Raw genomic sequence first — 18531 nt, 5'->3', positions numbered from 1 at the left:
CTCGGACCCATAGAATGTTCACACAGCTCCAATCGACTGAAAAGAGTGTCTCGTGATTGAAGAAACACTGGCAGAGGCCAGGGAGAAGATGGACAAGGCCGTGGAATTCACGCAAGAGGACTTTGCGTCGATCCGCACCGGCCGGGCCAACCCCGCGCTCTTCGCGAACATCGAGATCGACTACTACGGCGCTCCCACGCCGCTCCAGCAGCTCGCGTCGTTCCAGACGCCCGAGGCCCGCACGATCCTCGTCACTCCCTACGACCGCGGGACCCTGGGTGACATCGAGAACGCCCTGCGCAACTCCGACATCGGCGCCAACCCCGCCAACGACGGCAACGTCATCCGCGTCGTCCTCCCCGAACTCACCGAGGAGCGCCGCAAGGAGTACGTGAAGATCGTCAAGGGCAAGGCCGAGGACGGCAAGGTCTCGATCCGCAACATCCGCCGCCACGCGAAGGACACCCTCGAGCGGATCAAGAAGGACGGCGAAGCCGGCGAGGACGAGGTCACCCGCTCGATCTCCGAACTCGACGACATCACGAAGAAGAAGGTCGACGCCATCGACAAGCTGCTCGGCCAGAAGGAAGCCGAGCTCCTCGAGGTCTGATGATCGCGTTGACCGGGCCCGACCGTCCCACCTCCGATCCGACCCCCGACGAGGGGTCGGATCGGGAGACTGCGGCGACCCCAGAGCCGACACCGTTCCCGAAGCGGCGCGACCTCCGCGGCACCGACACGGTCTTCACGCAGGAGACCGCTGCCGTCGAGGTCGAGGTCGAGACGGCGCCCGCACCCAAGGACTACGGCCGGGCCGGCCGCAACCTCCCGGCGGCGATCGGGATCGGCCTCCTCATCGGCGGGATCGTGCTCGCCTCGCTGATCCTCCTTCCCGAAACCTTCCTCTTCATCATCCTCATCGCGATCGTCGCCGCGATGTGGGAGCTCGCCAACGCGCTCTCCCGGTCCGGATCGCTCGTCTCCCGCATCCCGACGATGATCTCCGCGGCCTGCATGGTCGTCGCCACGTACTTCGGCGGCCGTGAGGCCCTGTGGGTGACGTTCGCCGCAAGCGCCGGGGCCGTCATGCTCTTCACGATGGTCGAGCGGCGCAAGAACGCGGTCAAGGACGTCTCCCTCTCCCTCTTCGCGCTCACGTACGTCGGCCTCATGGCGTGCTTCGTCGTCTATCTCCTCACCCTGCCCAACGGCAACTTCTACGTCATCATCTTCCTTGCCAGCGTCGTCGCCTCCGACATCGGCGGCTACGTCTTCGGCGTGCTCTGGGGCAGGCATCCCATCGCCCCGCGGATCTCGCCGAAGAAGTCCTGGGAGGGCTACCTGGGATCCGTCGTATTCACCACGGCCGTCGCCACGACGCTGGCGATCACCCTCTTCGACGCCCCGTTCTGGACCGGGCTCGTCATCGGCGTCGTCATCCCCGCGTTCGCCACCCTCGGCGACTTCAGCGAATCGATGATCAAACGCGACCTCCACCTCAAGGACATGGGCACCCTGCTGCCCGGTCACGGCGGCGTCATGGACCGCCTCGACTCGATCCTCCCGACCGCGCCCGTCGCCCTCGTCCTCTTCTCCTTCCTCCCCGGCTTCATGTGAGGCTGGGACGGCCGCCCGGTCGTCGCATCCCCTCGCCGAGGCGGTCGAAAGTTCGGGTGTCCCCGACCACACAGCGTCGCCGGGACCGGCATGAGACAATGGGGGAGTGATACCTCCAGCCGGAAGCAGACAGGTCAGGCCCGTCGTCGAACACGCCGACGGGACGACGTCGACGACCCCGATGCGCGACGGTCGCCCGCTGCTCAACTTCAAGTCCCCCCGCGTCGCCCAACCCCAGCAGCACCTCGCGGACATGACGATGGACGAGCGCATCGACGCCGTCACCGAGATGGGTCTTCCCGCCTTCCGCGCCAAGCAGCTCTCCACCCACTACTTCACGCGCTACCACACCGACGTCGAGTCGATGACCGACCTGCCCAAGGATCTGCGCGCACCCCTTGCAGAGCGCTTCTTCCCTCCGCTGCTCACCGAGGTCAGGCGCCTGACGACAGGCAACGGCGACACGATCAAATTCCTCTGGCGTCTCTTCGACGGTGCGCTCGTCGAATCCGTCCTCATGCGCTACCGCAACCGCATCACACTGTGCGTCTCGAGCCAGTGCGGCTGCGGGATGAACTGCCCGTTCTGCGCCACCGGCCAGCAGGGTCTGACCCGGAACATGTCGACGGCCGAGATCGTCGAACAGGTCATCCGCGCCAACCAGGCCATCGCCGCCGGTGAACTCGCACCGTCCAAGCCGAGCGCCGACGCCGACGACGAGGTCGCCCTCGGTGCGGAAGCCGACGAGGAGCAGGGCGAGACCCCCGGCGAGTCCGCGACCGACCCGGCGGCCGCCTCGGCGGGAGGACCGGAACGGGTGACGAACATCGTCTTCATGGGCATGGGCGAACCCCTGGCCAACTACAAGCGGGTGATGAACGCGGTCCGCCGCTTCGTCGCCCCCGCGCCCGAGGGCCTGGGCATGTCGGCGCGGCGGATCACCGTCTCGACCGTGGGGCTCGTGCCGGGCATCAACAAGCTCGCCGCCGAGGACATCCCCGTAACCTTCGCGCTCAGCCTCCACGCCCCCGATGACGAGCTGCGCGACGAGATGATCCCGGTCAACACCCGGTGGAAGGCCGACGAGGCGATCGACGCGGCCTTCAACTACTACCAGGTCACCGGTCGCCGGGTGAGCATCGAGTACGCGCTCATCAAGGACATGAACGACCACGCATGGCGGGCGGATCTGCTCGCGAAGAAGCTCAACGCCCGCGGCCGCGGCTGGGTGCACGTCAACCCGATCCCGCTCAACCCGACCCCGGGATCCGTGTGGACGGCCTCGGACCCGGCCGTCGCCGACGAGTTCGTCCGCCGGCTCGTCGACGCCGGCGTTCCGACGACGATCCGCGACACCCGCGGCTCCGACATCGACGGTGCCTGCGGACAGCTCGCCGCCGCCGACTGACGCCTGACTCGGCCGAGGCCGGACCCGACCCGGGCCCGAGCCACCGACACTTCGCGCCGCAGTGACTGCGGCGGACCACCGATGCTCGAACTATCATGGTGGAAACGACACACTCTGTACGGAGGAATCATGGCGGACACGACGTTCCCCCGCATGTCCGGTTGGAAGAACGGCTACGACCCGAAGCAGGTCGACAGCTTCTTCAAGAGGGCACGCGAGTCATTCGAACGACCCACGCCGCAGCCCGGCGACCTCGACTCCCGTGCCGTGCGCACGGTCGGCTTCGACCTCGTCCGCAAGGGCTACCACGTCGCCGTCGTCGACGCCGCCCTCGACCGCCTCGAGGACGCCTTCGCCAAGCAGGCCCGCGACCGCCTCATCGCCCAGTCCGGACAGGACGCCTGGGTGCAGGAGCTCACCCGCGTCGCCGCGTCCCTGCGGGGACGCCTCGTCCGTGAGGCGGGGGAGCGCTTCGACAGCCCGCCCGCCGGCGTCATCGGCTACGACATCGCCCAGGTCGACGACATGTGCGAGAAGGTCAACGCCTATTTCACGCAGGGCGTGGCGATGAGCGTCGACCAGGTCCGCAGGGTCCTGTTCAAGACCGCGAAGGGCAACAAGGCCTACGACGAGGATCAGGTCGATGCCTTCATCGACCGCGTCGTCGAGGTGATGGCCTCCGTTGACTGACTTCCACTGGTTCACCAAGCCCGGTGACGGGACTCCCGGCACCCTCAACCCGGTCTTCGAGATCCTCGACTACCCGATCGTCCTCGGTCGGACCGACGACACCGTCATCACCGGGGACGTCCCGGACGCGCCCCTCATCGACGGGCGCGAGGTCACCGATCCGCGCCTGCTCAAGGCACTCGCCGTGCCCGTCGAACTCGACCGCGCCGAGGCGCTCGACCGCAGCGCGAAACTCGCCGGAATCCTCCGGACGATGGGAGTCGACACCGGGACGAGCAGGGTGCGCGTCGACGCCGATGTCCCTGCTGTCGCCCGGGCGCTCAGTGTGCTTGCTGCGATGCGCCTCGGTGTCGTCGTCGACGCCCGCACAGATGGTTCGGAGACCGACCCCGCCGAGGTGCGCATCGTCGGCATCGACGCCGACCCGATTGAACCCGGACGGGCCTCGGTCAAGGTCGTGCGCTCGCGCTTCGAGGGCGTCGGTGTGAGCATCGCGGGGGAGACCGCGAACCTCGACCAGGCGATGCGCGACTCCCGCGTCGAATCCGCCGAGGTCGCCGCGCTCGACCCGTCTCAGACCCTCGTCCTCACGAACGACGGTCCCCTCAGCGCGGCTGAGAGCCTGCCCTGGCTCGAGGAATTCCTCCGCCGACAGGGGTGAATGGCGACCGCCCCGCGCCTCGGCGCCGATGGCGGCGCACAAGGGCGGGGCGGAAGCGACCGGTCGGATGACCAGGTGCGCCGGTCGAGGACGCCGACCGGCGTCGACCTCAGTTCGCGAAGGCGTTGATCCCGGTGAGGGCCCGGCCGAGCGTGAGCTGGTGGACCTCATGGGTGCCCTCGTAGGTGAGCACGGTCTCGAGGTTGACCGCGTGGCGCAGCGGCGGGTACTCGCTCGTGATCCCCGAACCGCCGAAGAGCGCACGCAGGTCCCGGCAGACGTTCATCGCCGTGTCGACGTTGACCATCTTGCCGAGGCTGATCTGCTCGGGGCGCACGCCCTTCGCGGAGTCCTTGAGCTCACCGAGGTGAGCGGCGAGCAGCGTGATCTGCGAGTACTGGCCGAAGGCCTTCGCGAGCTTCTGCTGCGAGATCTGGAATGAGGAGATCGGGCGATCGAACTGGATCCGGGTGCCCGTGTACTCGATCGCCGAGAGCAGAGCGTCGCGGGCGGCACCGGTGACGCCGAAGACGATGCCGAAGCGCGCCTCCGACAGGCACGAGAGCGGAGCCTTGAGGCCCTTGGCCTCGGGCAGCATCGCATCCTCGGGCAGGCGGACGTTGTCGAGGACGATCTCACCGGTGATCGAGGCCCGCAGGGAGATCTTGCGGTGGATCTCCGGGGTCTGCACGCCCTCGGTGTCCGACGGCACGACGAAGCCGCGGATGACCGGACGGCCCTTGTCGTCGGTCTCCTCCGTCTTCGCCCACACGACCATGACGTCGGAGACGGGTGAGTTCGTGATCCACATCTTCGAACCGTTGAGGATCCAGTCGGAACCGTCCCTGCGGGCGGTCGTCTTCATGCCCGAGGGGTCCGAGCCGACGTCGGGTTCGGTGAGTCCGAAGCAGCCGAGTGCCTTGCCGGCGGCCATCTTCGGCAGCCACTCCTCCTTCTGCGCCTCCGAACCGTAGCGGTGGATGGCGAACATCGCGAGCGACCCCTGGACGGAGACGAGGGAGCGCAGACCCGAGTCGATGGCCTCGAGCTCACGGCAGGCGAGACCGTACTGGGTGGCGGTCGACCCGCCGCAGCCGTAGCCCTCGAGGTGCATGCCGAGGACGCCGAGCTCCCCGAGGCCCTCAGCGAGTTCACGAGCGGGAATCGTCGCATCGAGGAAGTAGTCGCCGATCTTCTCGCGGACGTTCTCGTCGAGCCACTTGCGGACGACGTGCGCGAACTCGAGGTCGTCGGCGTCGAAGACCGAATCCAGTCCCAGGATCTCGTCGGGGCTCATCGTTGCACTCATCTATACCTCTCTCGCCTTTGATCTGGTGTGCTCCGCCCACGCCGAGAAGTCCCTTGTCGAGTCATTTCCCAGAGAACTTTGGCATCATCGGTAGGCGTGAGCGAACGTAATGTCATTGTAGTCGGGTCGACCGGGTCGGTCGGCACTCAGGCCCTCGACGTACTGGCCGAGAACGCAACGGATTTCGCAGTCGTCGGCCTTGCCGCAGGGTCCCAGGTCGACCTTCTGCTCACCCAGGCGCTCGACTTCTCCGTCCCCGTCATCGGGCTGACCTCTCCTCCCGCCGGCGGTGAGGACGACGTGCGGAAACGGTTGTCCGAACTCGCCGCAGACCGCGGAATCGATGATCCCGTTCGTGAGATTCATCTGGGGGAGACCGCCGCCGAGGCGGTCGCGAGCCGGTCGGCCGACATCGTCCTCAATGCCGTGACCGGAGCCGCCGGACTCGGCGCGACGCTCGCGGCGCTCGAGGCCGGCACCGACGTCGCCCTGGCGAACAAGGAGTCGCTCATCATCGGCGGCTCCCTCGTCCTCGACGCCGCCGAGCGGACCGGCGCCCGCCTCATCCCCGTCGACAGCGAGCACTCGGCGATCGCGCAGGCCCTGCGCTCCGGCACGCACGGCGAGGTCGCCAGGCTCGTCATCACCGCCTCGGGCGGGCCCTTCCGCGGCATGACCCGGGAAGCGCTGCGCCGCGTCACCCCGGCCCAGGCGCTCAAGCATCCGACGTGGTCGATGGGATCGATGATCACGATCAACTCGGCGACGCTCGTCAACAAGGGGCTCGAGGTCATCGAAGCCCATCTGCTCTTCGGCATCGACTTCGACGACATCGAGGTCGTCGTCCACCCGCAGAGCCAGATCCACTCGATGGTCGAGTTCACCGATGCCTCGACGATCGCCCAGATCTCCCCTCCGGACATGCGGCTGCCCATCGCCTACGCCCTGGGCACCCAGGATGACGGCACCACCCGCCGGATCCCCTCGGGTGCCGTGCCGAACAACTGGGGTCAGCCCATGCACTGGTCGTTCGAACCGGTCAACCATGTCGCGTTCCCCGCGCTCAGCCTCGCGATCGAGGCGGGGAAGCGGGCCCGGAGCTACCCTGCGGTGTTCAACGCCGCCAACGAGGTCCTCGTCGAGGCATTCATCGCCGGCGACATCCCGTTCACCGGCATCGACTCGGGTCTCGAACGGGCCCTGGCCGCCCATGAGCCCGCACCCGAGCACACCGTGGAGACCGTGCTCGCCGCCGACGCGTGGGCCCGGGGGTTCGCGCGCGATCACGTCGCCGCACAGACCGGTGACGCACAGCCCGACGCTCAGCCCGCGGTCGTCGCCGCCGGGCGCTCGAGCGAGGTGAGGCGATGACGGTCGTCCTCTTCATCCTCGGGATCGTCCTCTTCCTCATCGGCATCTCGATCTCGATCGCGCTCCACGAGCTCGGTCATCTCACCCCGGCGAAGCGGTTCGGGGTCAAGGTCACCCACTACATGGTCGGCTTCGGGCCGACCCTGTTCTCGTTCCGCCGCGGTGAGACCGAGTACGGGATCAAGGCCCTGCCGCTCGGCGGGTTCATCGCGATGCCCGGCATGTACCCGCCGCTCGAGGCGACGAAGCAGCGGGTGGGCGAGCCGGCCGTCGCCGGGCGGACCGACGGCGCTGCCGCACAGTCGGACGACCGCCTCGGCGAGGGGGCGGAGATCGCGCCGGACACGGTGCCGGATGAGGGCCGGGTCACCGATGAGGACATGCTCGGCGATGCCGAGCGGCGCCCAAGGAAGCGGAAGGGCCGGCTGTTCGAGAACACGATGGCCGATGCCCGGGAGATGTCGAACGACGAGATCGCACCGGGGGAGGAGCATCGGACGTTCTACGCGCTCAGCGTGCCCAAGCGCCTCGTCGTCATGTTCGCCGGGCCCTTCGTCAACCTCGTCCTCGGGATCATCATCATGGCGATCTCGCTCATGGGCATCGGGGTGATGACGCCGACGACGACGGTCGCCACCGTCGTCGAGTGCGCGGTGCCCGCCTCGGAGGCGGCAGAGCGACCCGCATCACAGCAGAACTCATGCCAGCCCGGCGATCAGCTCACCCCCGCGTGGGAGGCCGGATTCGAACCCGGCGACGAGATCACCGCGGTGGCAGGTGTCCCGACCGAGAACTGGGATGAGCTCTCCTCGGTCATCAAGGACCACGCCGGCCAGCGCGTCGACGTCGACTTCGTCCGCGACGGGCAGGCGCAGACGGTGTCCGTGCCGATCATCGCCCACGAGCGTCCCCGCGTCGACGACCGGGGGCGTCCGCTGACGAACCCCGACGGCAGCCCGCAGACCGTGACCGAGGGCTTCCTCGGCATCGGGCCGGTCCAGGAGCGTCAGCCCCTGCCGCTGGCGGAGTTCCCGGGCGCCGTGTGGGATCAGGTCACCGGCGTGTTCAAGGCCATCGTCACCCTCCCGGTCAAGCTCGTCGACATCGCGCAGGTCGCCACCGGGGCGAAGGAGCGTGACGCCGAGGGTCTCGTCGGCATGGTCGGCGTCGGCCGCGTCGCCGGCGAGATCGTCTCCACCGATGAGCTCCAGGTCGTCGAGAAGGCCCAGCTCGGCCTCGGGGTCCTCGGCTCCCTCAACATCTTCCTCTTCGCGTTCAACATGATCCCCCTGCTGCCGCTCGACGGCGGGCACATCGCCGTCGCCCTCTACGAAGGGGCGAGGCGGCGGATCAACCGGTGGCGCGGACGCGGGAAGATCGGGCCCTTCGACACGGCGAAGCTGCTGCCGCTCACCTACGTCGTCATCAGCCTCATGCTCGCCATGACGGCACTGCTCGTCTACGTCGACCTCGTCAAGCCGATCACCCTCGACGCGATCTTCCGTTCGGCCGGGTAGGTAGGCCGGCGCTGCCCCAGCGGGCGCGCCGCCGGGCCGCAGTCCCAGCCGGTACGCCGCCGTGCCGCCGCCCCAGCCGTTAGGCTTCCGGCCGCGGTCTCACTCGCTCAGGGTGATCGCTTGGACATCGCCGAGGTGGTCGAGCCGAACGGTGATCGCTGCCCCCTCTGCCACGGTGACGGTTCCGAGCAGTCGGGTCTCCATCGTCAGGTCGTCGACGGTGACTGGTCGGGTCGCATCGACCCGGTGCGACTCGAGCCAGGCTGCGGTGCGCTCCCTCCTCTCCTGTCGTGGCTCGTCGAGGTCCATGTTCACCGCGAAGTGCGCATCGGCGAACGCGTCATCCCACGTCAGGGTCGCGGCCACGGCACCGAGGACGGTGCGTCCGGTGCGCGGACCCGGCGGCAGCGGGTGCGTCGGGGCAGGTGCGGTCTCACGCTCGAGCACGGGTGAGGCCCGTGTCACGGGTTCGTCCCGGCGGAGGCGAGGGTTCTCCTCGGCGCGACCGATGGCGGTCAGCCACGCGGCGTCGACGGCGTCGCGGACGATGCGCTCGGCCGGATAATAGGTCGTGTTGCCGAGGACGACGATGCCGAAGCCGAGGTCGGGGAACCACCGCATGTGCGAGCCGTATCCGGGGTAGCCGCCGGAATGGCAGAGGACACGGCCGAAGCGGGAGTCCTGCCGGTGCATGAGGCCGTAGCCGTAGTGGACCTCCTCGGTGTGCAGCCGGCTCGTCTCGACGGCGATCGGACGGTGCGGCCGCTGGTTCGCGGCGAGCACGTGCGACCACGCACCCGGTGCCGTGTTCGCCTCGGCGTCGAGGGCGTCCATGTGGATGGTCATCCACTGGCAGATGTCGTGGGCTGTCGAGACCATGCCGCCGATCGCCGAGAAGGCGCCCGGCCGCGTCGGGGTCAGTCTGTGCGCTCTGCCGAGCCGGTCGATGCGCAGACCGGGGACGAGGTCGGGGAAGTCGGCGACATCGAAACCGGTGCGGGGCATCTGCAGGGGTCCGGTCACCTCGGTGGTCACCATCTCCGGGAACGTGCGGTCGGTCACCGACTCCGCGGCGAGACCGAGGAGCGCGTAGCCGAGGTTGCAGTACTCGAATCCGGTGCCGGGATGAGCGATGGGCACGAGCGGGCGCTGGAGGAAGGTGAGGAAGTCGAAGCGGCTCATCGACTCCATCCGGTCCGCCCACGGGTCGTCCCTGCCGAATCCCGTGCCCATGGTCAGGCACTCGCGGGCGGTGAGCTCGCCGACGGCGGTGCCCTTGAGGTCGGGGACCAGGAAGTACATCGGATAGTCGTAGTTGAGCCCGCCGTTCTCGAGCGAGCCCATGACCGCTGCGGTGAACGACTTCGTCATCGAGGCGATCCGGAAGGGACGGTACGGGTTGGTCAGCTTCGCCTCGGCGTGACCGGGTCCGTTCCTCACGACGATGCCGAACGCCACCTCCCCGCCCACGGCCGAGAGCTCCCGCTCGGCACGGTGGAGCCGGTCGGCGATGACGTCGAGGTCCGGGCGCACCGGGGCGATCGTCATGCTCTCCGCCTGCGCCTGTTCGTCCATGTGATCAGTGTCTCATCCGGCACTGACGCGACGGGGTCGGGGCCGGTGCGGACCGCGCGGCGCTGACAGGCAACGCCCAGGTCGTGAGGGATCCCACCGGGGGCGACCGGTCGCGGACGCACCGATCGACCTACAATGAGAATGACTCGTACTATCGGGCCGAGGCGGCTGCGATCCAGCCGCCGACAGCCGAAATGAAGGGATCGTCTTCGTGACATCGGTCAACCTCGGAATGCCAGCGCCTCCGCCTCCCGTCCTCGCACCTCGGCGGAAGACCCGGCAGATCCACGTCGGGAAGGTGGGAGTCGGCTCCGACTACCCGATCAGCGTGCAGTCGATGACGACGACGCCGACGACGGACATCAACGCGACCCTCCAGCAGATCGCCGAGCTCACCGCCTCGGGCTGTGACATCGTCCGCGTCGCCTGCCCCTCGGCCGACGACGCCGCCGCTCTGCCCGCGATCGCCCAGAAGTCGCAGATCCCCGTCATCGCCGACATCCATTTCCAGCCGAAGTACGTCTACGCCGCGATCGACGCCGGCTGCGCGGCCGTGCGCGTCAACCCCGGCAACATCCGCAAGTTCGACGACCAGGTCAAGGAGATCGCGGCCGCGGCCAAGGACGCGGGCACCTCGATCCGCATCGGCGTCAACGCCGGATCGCTCGACAAGCGGATCATGGAGAAGTTCGGCAAGGCCACCCCGGAGGCGCTCGTCGAGTCCGCCGTGTGGGAGGCCTCGCTGTTCGAGGAGCACGACTTCCACGACTTCAAGATCTCCGTCAAGCACCACGACCCGGTGATCATGGTCCGGGCCTACGAGATGCTCGCCGAACGCGGCGACTGGCCCCTCCACCTCGGCGTCACCGAAGCCGGCCCCGCCTTCCAGGGCACGATCAAGTCGGCCACGGCCTTCGGCGCCCTGCTCTCGAAGGGCATCGGCGACACGATCCGGGTCTCGCTGTCCGCGCCCCCGGTCGAAGAGGTCAAGGTCGGCAACCAGATCCTCGAGAGCCTCAACCTCAAGCCGCGCAAGCTCGAGATCGTCTCCTGCCCTTCGTGCGGTCGGGCCCAGGTCGACGTCTACACGCTCGCCGAGAAGGTCACCGCCGGACTCGAGGGCATGGAGGTGCCGCTGCGCGTGGCCGTCATGGGCTGCGTCGTCAACGGACCCGGTGAGGCCCGCGAGGCCGACCTCGGAGTCGCCTCCGGCAACGGGAAGGGACAGATCTTCGTCAAGGGCGAGGTCATCAAGACCGTGCCCGAGTCCCTCATCGTCGAAACGCTCATCGAAGAGGCCATGCGCATCGCTGAGGACTCCGACGTTCCCTCCGGTCCGCCGGAAGTCGTCGTCGGCTGAGAGATCCCGATGTGTTGAGAATCGCTCCACTCGGGCATCGGCACACCGCGTGGCTGAAGAGCCAGCTGACCCTCAATCCGTGCGAGAACGTCTACCTGCTCGCGCTCCTCAACGTCACCGGCACCGCGCAGACCGGGTCCCCGGCGGGAGCCCTCTACGGGGTCTTCGACGGTGACCGGCCGGTCGCCGCGTACTGGGTGGGCGGGAACATCATCCCGGTCGCAGCCACGCCGGCGACGAACGAGGTGCTCGCGCGCAAGCTCAACGCCGACGGCCGGTCGTCATGCTCCCTCATCGGCCGGCGCGAGGTCATCATGGACCTCGACTCCCGGCTGAAGTGGGGGAGGCCGCGCGGGGTGCGGGGACGCCAGCCCCTGCTCGCGATCAGCTCCGATCCGCTCGTCGACCCCGACCCGGACGTCCGCCTCGCGACCGTCGACCAGCTGCCGACCGTGTTCCCCGCCAGCGTCGACATGTTCACCAAGGAAGTCGGCTTCTCGCCCATCGAAGGCGGGGAGTCGAGCTATCTCGCGCGGGTGCGCGGCATCATCCGCGGCGGGAACTCGTTCGTGCGCATCTCCGATTCCCTGCCCTCCGGCCAGCCCGCGCCGAGGTGGCCGGCCACCGACCGTACCGAACAGGTCCTCTTCAAAGCCGACATCGGCATCCGCTCACCCCGGATCGTCCAGGTCCAAGGCGTGTGGGTCCACCCCGAGGCGCGCAACCAGGGACTCGGTGCCGCAGGCATGGCCGCCGTCGTCGTCCAGACCCGCGCTGCCGGGCACCCGACGGTGAGCCTCTATGCCAACGACTACAACGAGGCGGCGCTGCGGATGTACCGGCGCGTCGGCTTCGACCAGGTCGGCACCTTCGCGACCGTGATGTACTGACGCGCAGCGCCCGGAGGGTTGCTGAGATCAGCGCTCGGGGCGGCGGCCGCGGAGCCGGTCGAGGTCCCGGCGGTCCTTCTTCGTCGGCCGTCCCAGCCCCTTGTCGCGCTTGGGGACGAACCCGCGCAGCGCAGGGTCGGGGGCCGGGGTGAGATCCTCGTAGGCGCCGACGGCGATCGCGGCCCCCGGCCTCGTCGGGAGGATGCCGGTGATCCTCCAGACGAACTCGGTGCCCGCCTTGCGCACCCGCACCTCCTGGCCGATCGTCACCTTCTGCGCGGCCTTGACCCGCTGCCCGTCGACCTGGACGTGGCCGCCCCGGCACGCCTGGGTGGCGAGGCTGCGGGTCTTGAACATCCGCACGGTCCACAGCCACACGTCGATGCGCACCGTCGCGCCCGGTGTCCGGTCAATGTCCACGGCAACCGCCCTCACTGCGCATGGATGCCGACTCCCGGCCCGTCGAGACCGCCCCTGGAGTCCTGCCGCAGGGCGATCTCCGAGCGCCTCGTGAACGTCTGCGCCGGCCGGCCCCGCCCCTGGGTGACCGCGCGGCCGGTGGCGTCGAGCAGCGGCAGCATCGTGCGGCGGAACGTATCGGCCTGCAGCTCCTCGCCGGCGACGACCTCGTGGAGGCTGCGCAGCTGACGCAGCGAGAACTCCTCGGGCAGCAGCCCGAAGGGGTCGGGTGTGCGCTCGTGGAGGGCGCGGAGCCGGTGGACGGCGACGCGGACGATCTCCTGGTGCTCGTCGCTGAGCTCGGCGACCGTGTGCACGGGCACGAGTTTGCGGGGCACGCCCTCGTCCCCACCGGCGACGCTCCCGTCGTCGGCGCTCTCACCGAGTCCGACATCGGCGGCCGAGAGGACGTCGAGGTGGGCCACAGAGATCACCCAGCCCCGATCGTCGCGGTCGGGCTGGTCGAAGACGTGGAGCTGGACGGGGGAGCGGTCGACGAGCTGAGCCTTCTCCCGCAGGCACCGGGCGACCGCCTCGGCGAGGCGCTCCTGCGGTCGGAGGATCGACCCGGGAAGCTGCCAGCGTCCGTCGCGGGAGAGAGTGAGGAGCACGTTGAGGCCCCGGTCGGGCACGGGGCAGAGGACGGCAGTGTCGACGGCGACCGAGGGCCGGGGGAACTGGGACAGCTGGGTGGTGTCAGGCATGCTCTTCACGATCGGGTCAACGGAATCGACAGCGCTGACCAGTCTAGTTGGCTCCCGATCCACCGGAGAAAACGGTCCAGCTCACCTGTCGGACTCGCACCGCCGGACGGGGACGGCCAGGCGAATGGACGCACGCGCACGCGGGCGGATAGTCTTCGATCTGTCCCCCGAGTCGCCCAAGGAGATACGCCCATGGCCCTGCGCATGTCGTCGCTGTTCGTCCGGACCCAGAAGGAAGACCCGGTCGGCGCCGAAGTCGCCAGCCACAAGCTCCTCCACCGCGCCGGCTACATCCGCCGTTCGGCCCCCGGCATCTACACGTGGCTGCCGCTCGGACTCGCCGTGCTCGGGAAGATCGAGGCGATCGTGCGCGAGGAGATGGCCCGCGCCGGGTCGCAGGAAGTCCACTTCCCCTCCCTCCTGCCCGCCGAGGTGTACAAGCAGTCCGGGCGCTGGGAGGCCTTCGGTCCCGACCTCTTCAGCCTCCAGGACCGGAAGAAGAACGACTACATCCTCGCGCCCACGCACGAGGAGTTCTTCACCCTCCTCGTCAAGGACCTCTACTCCTCCTACAAGGACCTTCCGCTCTCGCTCTACCAGATCCAGACGAAGTACCGCGACGAGGCCCGCCCCCGCGCCGGCCTCCTGCGCGGGCGCGAGTTCATCATGAAGGACGCGTACTCCTTCGATATCGACGACGCCGGACTCGACGCCTCCTACGAGGCGATGCGGGTCGCCTACCTCCGCGCCTTCGCCCGCCTCGGCCTGCCCTGCCTGCCGGTCAAGGCGACCCCGGGTGCGATGGGCGGATCGGGCACCGAGGAGTTCATCTACCCCTCCGAGGTCGGCGAGGACACCTTCGTCCGCTCGGCCGGCGGGTACGCCGCCAACGTCGAGGCCGTGACCTCGGTCGTCCCCGATCCGATCCCGTTCGACGGCATCCCCGCCGCCCATGTCGAGGACACCCCGGACACCCCGACGATCGAGACCCTCGTCGCCGCCGCCAACGCCGACCACCCCCGCGAGGACCGCGAGTGGACCGCCGCGGACACGCTGAAGAACGTCGTCTGCGCGCTCACCCACCCCGACGGCACCCGCGAGGTCATCGTCATCGGCCTGCCCGGCGACCGCGAGGTCGACCTCGACCGCGCCGCCGGCACCGGGATGCTCAACACCGGCGAGGTCGACCTCGAGGCCGCCACCGCCGAGGACCTCGCGATGCACCCCGAACTCGTCAAGGGCTACATCGGCCCCGGCCTCGACCTCGACCACCCGGTCCTCGGCCTCGAGGGCTCGACGAAGCTGCGCTACTTCCTCGACCCCCGCATCGTCCCCGGCACCCGGTGGATCACCGGGGCCAACGAGCACGGAAAGCACGTCTTCGACCTCGTCGCCGGCCGTGACTTCGTCTCCGACGGCACGATCGAGGCCGCCGAGGTCGTCATCGGCGACCCCGCCCCCGACGGCTCCGGACCGCTCGAACTCGCCCGCGGCGTCGAGATCGGCCAGATCTTCAAGCTCGGCCGCCGCTACGCTGAGGCCCTCGACCTCACCGTCCTCGACCAGAACGGGAAGACGGCGACCGTGACGATGGGCTCCTACGGCCTCGGCGTCACCCGGGTCATGGCGTGCATCGCCGAGGAGTACCACACCGAGGCGGGCCTCCTCTGGCCCCAGCACCTCGCCCCGGCCGACGTCCACATCATCGCCGCCGGCAAGGGTGAGGACATCGCCGAGGCGGCTGAGGCGCTCACCGCCGAGCTCGAGGCCGAGGGGGTCAGCGTCCTCCTCGACGACCGCACGAAGGTCTCGCCCGGGTTCAAGTTCGCCGACGCCGAGCTCATCGGCATCCCCACGCTCATCGTCGTCGGCCGGGGCCTGGCCGACGGGGTCGTCGAGGTCCGTGACCGCTTCGCCGACGACAAGCGTGAGCTTCCCCTCGCCGAGGTGGTCCCGACCACCGTGGCGAACGTCCGTGCCGCCTACGCCCGGGCTGCCGCCGCCGGCGACGCCGCCGTCGTCGAGGACTCGATCGAGGCCGCGATCGACGACGCCGAGGCCGCCGCCGCGAGCGCCGAGGCCGAGTCCGCACCGAAGGCGTGACCGGGCGCCGATGAGCGAGGTCCTCACCGGCGGCATCGACGTCACCCTCGTCATGCTCCTGTGGCTGCTCGCCGCGGGAGCCCTGGCCGGGTGGATCGACGCCGTCGTCGGCGGTGGGGGACTCATCCAGCTCCCCGCGCTCCTCCTCGTCCCGGGGATGACCCCGGTCCAGGCGGTCGCGACGAACAAGGTCGGGTCGATCGCGGGGACGACCGCCTCGGCGGTGACGTACCTCAGACGGATCACCCCTGACCGGTCCGCGACGATCCCCGCCGCGGCCACGGCCTTCCTCGGCGCCGTCATCGGGGCGAAGCTCGCGACCCTCGTCCCCGCGGGTCTCTTCACCCCGATCATCCTCGCAGCCCTCATCGGGGTGGGGCTGTTCACCCTGCTCAACCCCAGCCTCGGCGCCGATGTCAGTCTCCGCTACGGGGAGACCTCGAAGCGCCACCATGCCCTGTCGTGGCTCATCGGGCTCATCATCGGCGTCTACGACGGAGTGCTCGGCCCCGGCACCGGGTCCTTCCTCGTCATCGCCTTCGTCTCGATCATCGGCTTCTCGTTCCTCCAGGCCTCGGCGACGGCGAAGGTCGTCAACTGGGCGACGAACTTCGGGGCACTCGTCTACTTCGTCCCCGACGGCCAGGTCGTCTGGCTGCTCGGACTCGTCGTCGCCGCCGGCAACGTCGTCGGAGGGATCATCGGGGCGCGCACCGCGATCGCGAAGGGCTCGGGGTTCGTGCGCATCGTCTTCGTCGTCGTGGTCTCGGCGATGATCCTCAAACTCGGCTCCGACGTCGTCTCCGACCTCATCCGGTAGGGGAGCGCCGCAGCGGGCAGGAGCCGCGCGTGACTGATGTCCGCCTAGCCGATGGCCTTGAGGGCGTGCGCGTCGACGCCGAGGACGTCGGCACCGGTGAGCGCGCGGGCGACCCACAGGGAGCGGGCGGCATCGGCGAGGGACTCCGGGGTTCCGTTCCGGGCAGAGCGGAGGTACCAGAACATGTTCGTCACCTCACGGGCGACCGCCGCACCGATGCCGTACTGCGGATCGATGCCGGCATGGCGGGCGAGGTCGGCGGCGAAGCCGCGCAGCCAGGCCGCCTGCTCCCGGGGGATGCGGGAGGGGATCTCCGTCAGCCGATTCCACAGGACGGGGGCGATCGTGTACGCCGTCGGCCCCGACAGCGGCTGCGGGTCGATCGCCTTCCACGTCGAGACGCCCGAGGCGTCGGGGTTGCCGGCAAGGATGTTGTAGTAGTGGAGGTCGGCGTGGATGAGCCAGTTCTCCTCCGAGGTCGCCAGCGTGTGCATCCAGGTGCGGGCATGGGCGAGGACGTGGGCGTCCTCGCGCACGGTCTGCGACCATCCGCTCAGCAGCGTCGCATCGGCCTCGAACGTCGACAGCCAGCCCGCGGCCATGTCCTGGACGCGCATGAAGTCGGGCCCGGCGGGGATCTCGAGGGACTTCTGCAGCGCACCCCACACCGGCGGCACCTCGGCGAGGGGGAGCACGGAGAGGTTCGCCTTCGTCCGCAGCCGCTCCTGCAGGGTGACCCGGAAGCTGCGGTCGTCGCGGATCACCCGCACCGCTCCGTGCCCGTTCCACATCTTCAGCGCCCGCAGCGCCTGCGCGTGCGCGGCCGTATGCGCCGAGGTGGGGGCCGCGAACCGAAGCACGCCTTGGTAGTTCTCCTGGGTGAGGACGGGGATGACGAGACTCTCGCATCCGGCCCAGGGGGCGCCGGGGACCTCGTCGAAGCGCAGATTCCACCGCTCACCCAGCTCATGGGCCATGAAGTCGAGGGCTGCGACCCAGGCGTCGGTGCGCGCGGTGCCGATGATGTCGCGCGTCGACCGGTAGAGGACGGGCGGGACCCTCACGTCCCGGCCTTCGGCGACTCCGGCCCGGCGTCATAGGTGTAGCGCAGCGGCTGCGGTGCGGCGAAGGCCTCCCTGGCCCGCGCCGACTCCCACACCCGCAGGGCCGCGGCCGGATCGGTGCGCAGCCACGGCAGCAGCGAGGCGGCGACCGCGTCCTCGAGGGAGAGGGCGAGCTGCGCGGCCGACTCCGCATCCGTCGGGCTCGGATCGAGCTTCCAGGCCGGGGCGTCGGGGCCGGCCGCCTTCTCACCGAGGTTCTCGAGCATCTCTCCGACCAGCGATCCGAGCGATTCGAGCCGGTCGAGGGCGCTCTGCCGCTCTCGGGACTTCCGATCGAAGTGCACGGCGAGGCGCTCGTAGCCGTACGCGGCGGCGCGGGCCTGATCGAGGATCGTGTTCCAGTCCTTCGCCCCGCCGTCCTGACCGGGTGAGGAATCCGGGGCCGCCTCGGCGGGGGTGGCTCGGGCATCGTCGGCGGCACCGGCGAAGGCCTCACGGAGGCGTTGCTCGGCACCCTCGCGGATCTCAGCGCGCACCGTTCCCGCGGTGAGCGCGCACCCGGTGGCGACGTCGGTGAGGACGGGGATGAGACCCGAGCCGAGCTGGGAGACGGCGTCGAAGACGGCCGTGGACACCGCCTGGGCGGCATCGAGGTAGGAACGGGGCTGCTCCGTGGGGGGAGGTTCGGTCGCGAGCTCGCTCGGCGGGGCCCAGACGGGACCGATCGCGTCCCGGAGCTTCTGCAGGTCCTCACCGGCGGTCTCGGGATCGCCGTCGGTCACCGACGCCTCGGCGAGGATCCGGGCGATGCGGTTGCGCAGCTCCTGGGAGGCATCGAGCGTCGGGATCTCCGGGGGAGTGTCGAGGCGCAGTCCGCACCCGGAGAGGAGGCCGAGCCCTGCCCCCGCCGCGCCGACGATGAGGACGGAACGACGGGTGAGGGGAGAACGCATAGGGCAATCGTAGCGGATGCTTAACCTTCG

Annotated in this window: 17 protein-coding genes; 11 read left to right on the top strand and 6 right to left on the bottom strand. The window is 69.4% G+C overall.

Features of this window, described 5'->3' with window-relative positions; genetic code table 11:
• Positions 1 to 52: 52 nt before the first annotated feature.
• The 5 genes from frr (at position 53) to ACQ1RG_RS15595 (ending at position 4376) form a co-directional block, all read left to right on the top strand.
• A complete protein-coding gene (frr, locus tag ACQ1RG_RS15615; RefSeq protein ID WP_009378354.1) occupies positions 53 to 610 on the top strand; it encodes a ribosome recycling factor in 558 nt (185 codons plus the stop codon).
• Positions 610 to 1617 (top strand): phosphatidate cytidylyltransferase, encoded by a 1008-nt coding sequence (locus tag ACQ1RG_RS15610; protein ID WP_009378355.1) that lies wholly within the window; start codon positions 610 to 612, stop codon positions 1615 to 1617. Before frr ends, ACQ1RG_RS15610 begins: the two co-directional genes overlap by 1 nt.
• A gap of 106 nt (positions 1618 to 1723) precedes the next feature.
• Positions 1724 to 3025, top strand: coding sequence for a 23S rRNA (adenine(2503)-C(2))-methyltransferase RlmN (gene rlmN / locus ACQ1RG_RS15605; protein WP_240388916.1), 1302 nt, complete (start codon positions 1724 to 1726; stop codon positions 3023 to 3025).
• 129 nt (positions 3026 to 3154) lie between these two features.
• Entirely contained in the window at positions 3155 to 3715 is a 561-nt protein-coding gene (locus ACQ1RG_RS15600) for a DivIVA domain-containing protein (RefSeq protein WP_009378357.1), read from the top strand.
• Positions 3708 to 4376, top strand: a complete 669-nt coding sequence (locus ACQ1RG_RS15595) for a hypothetical protein (protein WP_009378358.1) — start codon at positions 3708 to 3710, stop codon at positions 4374 to 4376. Before ACQ1RG_RS15600 ends, ACQ1RG_RS15595 begins: the two co-directional genes overlap by 8 nt.
• Positions 4377 to 4485: 109 nt before the next feature.
• On the opposite strand, the gene ACQ1RG_RS15590 is transcribed toward ACQ1RG_RS15595, so the two are convergent.
• Entirely contained in the window at positions 4486 to 5685 is a 1200-nt protein-coding gene (locus ACQ1RG_RS15590; RefSeq protein WP_040341771.1) for an acyl-CoA dehydrogenase family protein, read from the bottom strand.
• 96 nt (positions 5686 to 5781) lie between these two features.
• Between ACQ1RG_RS15590 and dxr the strand changes: the two genes are divergently transcribed.
• The gene (gene dxr / locus ACQ1RG_RS15585) at positions 5782 to 7056 is read left to right on the top strand and encodes a 1-deoxy-D-xylulose-5-phosphate reductoisomerase (RefSeq protein ID WP_430600247.1); all 1275 of its coding nucleotides are present in this window, start codon (positions 5782 to 5784) and stop codon (positions 7054 to 7056) included.
• Positions 7053 to 8573 carry a M50 family metallopeptidase gene (locus ACQ1RG_RS15580; protein WP_140955759.1) on the top strand — a complete coding sequence of 507 codons (1521 nt, stop codon included), beginning with the start codon at positions 7053 to 7055 and terminating at the stop codon, positions 8571 to 8573. The genes dxr and ACQ1RG_RS15580 overlap by 4 nt, the downstream gene beginning before the upstream one ends.
• Positions 8574 to 8672: 99 nt before the next feature.
• Here the strand turns inward: ACQ1RG_RS15580 and ACQ1RG_RS15575 are convergent, their stop codons facing one another.
• The gene (locus ACQ1RG_RS15575; RefSeq protein ID WP_140955760.1) at positions 8673 to 10148 is read right to left on the bottom strand and encodes a serine hydrolase domain-containing protein; all 1476 of its coding nucleotides are present in this window, start codon (positions 10146 to 10148) and stop codon (positions 8673 to 8675) included.
• Positions 10149 to 10359: 211 nt separating this feature from the next.
• On the opposite strand from ACQ1RG_RS15575, the gene ispG reads away from it, so the two are divergent.
• On the top strand, positions 10360 to 11508 hold the full coding sequence (gene ispG / locus ACQ1RG_RS15570) for a flavodoxin-dependent (E)-4-hydroxy-3-methylbut-2-enyl-diphosphate synthase (protein ID WP_009378363.1): 1149 nt from the start codon (positions 10360 to 10362) through the stop codon (positions 11506 to 11508).
• Positions 11509 to 11519: 11 nt separating this feature from the next.
• The gene (locus ACQ1RG_RS15565) at positions 11520 to 12398 is read left to right on the top strand and encodes a DUF4081 domain-containing GNAT family N-acetyltransferase (protein ID WP_100227458.1); all 879 of its coding nucleotides are present in this window, start codon (positions 11520 to 11522) and stop codon (positions 12396 to 12398) included.
• A gap of 27 nt (positions 12399 to 12425) precedes the next feature.
• Here the strand turns inward: ACQ1RG_RS15565 and ACQ1RG_RS15560 are convergent, their stop codons facing one another.
• Positions 12426 to 12818 carry an RNA-binding S4 domain-containing protein gene (locus ACQ1RG_RS15560; protein ID WP_009378365.1) on the bottom strand — a complete coding sequence of 131 codons (393 nt, stop codon included), beginning with the start codon at positions 12816 to 12818 and terminating at the stop codon, positions 12426 to 12428.
• An 11-nt stretch (positions 12819 to 12829) separates the two neighbouring features.
• The gene (locus ACQ1RG_RS15555; protein WP_430600245.1) at positions 12830 to 13561 is read right to left on the bottom strand and encodes an NUDIX hydrolase; all 732 of its coding nucleotides are present in this window, start codon (positions 13559 to 13561) and stop codon (positions 12830 to 12832) included.
• A gap of 192 nt (positions 13562 to 13753) precedes the next feature.
• On the opposite strand from ACQ1RG_RS15555, the gene ACQ1RG_RS15550 reads away from it, so the two are divergent.
• On the top strand, positions 13754 to 15664 hold the full coding sequence (locus tag ACQ1RG_RS15550) for a proline--tRNA ligase (RefSeq protein ID WP_430600244.1): 1911 nt from the start codon (positions 13754 to 13756) through the stop codon (positions 15662 to 15664).
• 10 nt (positions 15665 to 15674) lie between these two features.
• Positions 15675 to 16484, top strand: coding sequence for a TSUP family transporter (locus ACQ1RG_RS15545; protein WP_009378426.1), 810 nt, complete (start codon positions 15675 to 15677; stop codon positions 16482 to 16484).
• 44 nt (positions 16485 to 16528) lie between these two features.
• Here ACQ1RG_RS15545 and ACQ1RG_RS15540 read toward each other — a convergent pair whose 3' ends face one another.
• The gene (locus ACQ1RG_RS15540) at positions 16529 to 17548 is read right to left on the bottom strand and encodes an aminoglycoside phosphotransferase family protein (protein WP_009378428.1); all 1020 of its coding nucleotides are present in this window, start codon (positions 17546 to 17548) and stop codon (positions 16529 to 16531) included.
• Positions 17545 to 18501 carry a hypothetical protein gene (locus ACQ1RG_RS15535; protein WP_009378430.1) on the bottom strand — a complete coding sequence of 319 codons (957 nt, stop codon included), beginning with the start codon at positions 18499 to 18501 and terminating at the stop codon, positions 17545 to 17547. Before ACQ1RG_RS15535 ends, ACQ1RG_RS15540 begins: the two co-directional genes overlap by 4 nt.
• Between the last annotated feature and the right edge of the window lie 30 nt (positions 18502 to 18531).

Origin of the sequence: Brevibacterium sp. K72 (genome assembly GCF_050562175.1) — a bacterium.
GTDB lineage: Bacteria > Actinomycetota > Actinomycetes > Actinomycetales > Brevibacteriaceae > Brevibacterium > Brevibacterium casei.
Note: the sequence above shows the minus strand (reverse complement) of the source record. Positions and strands in the feature narration are given on the sequence as shown.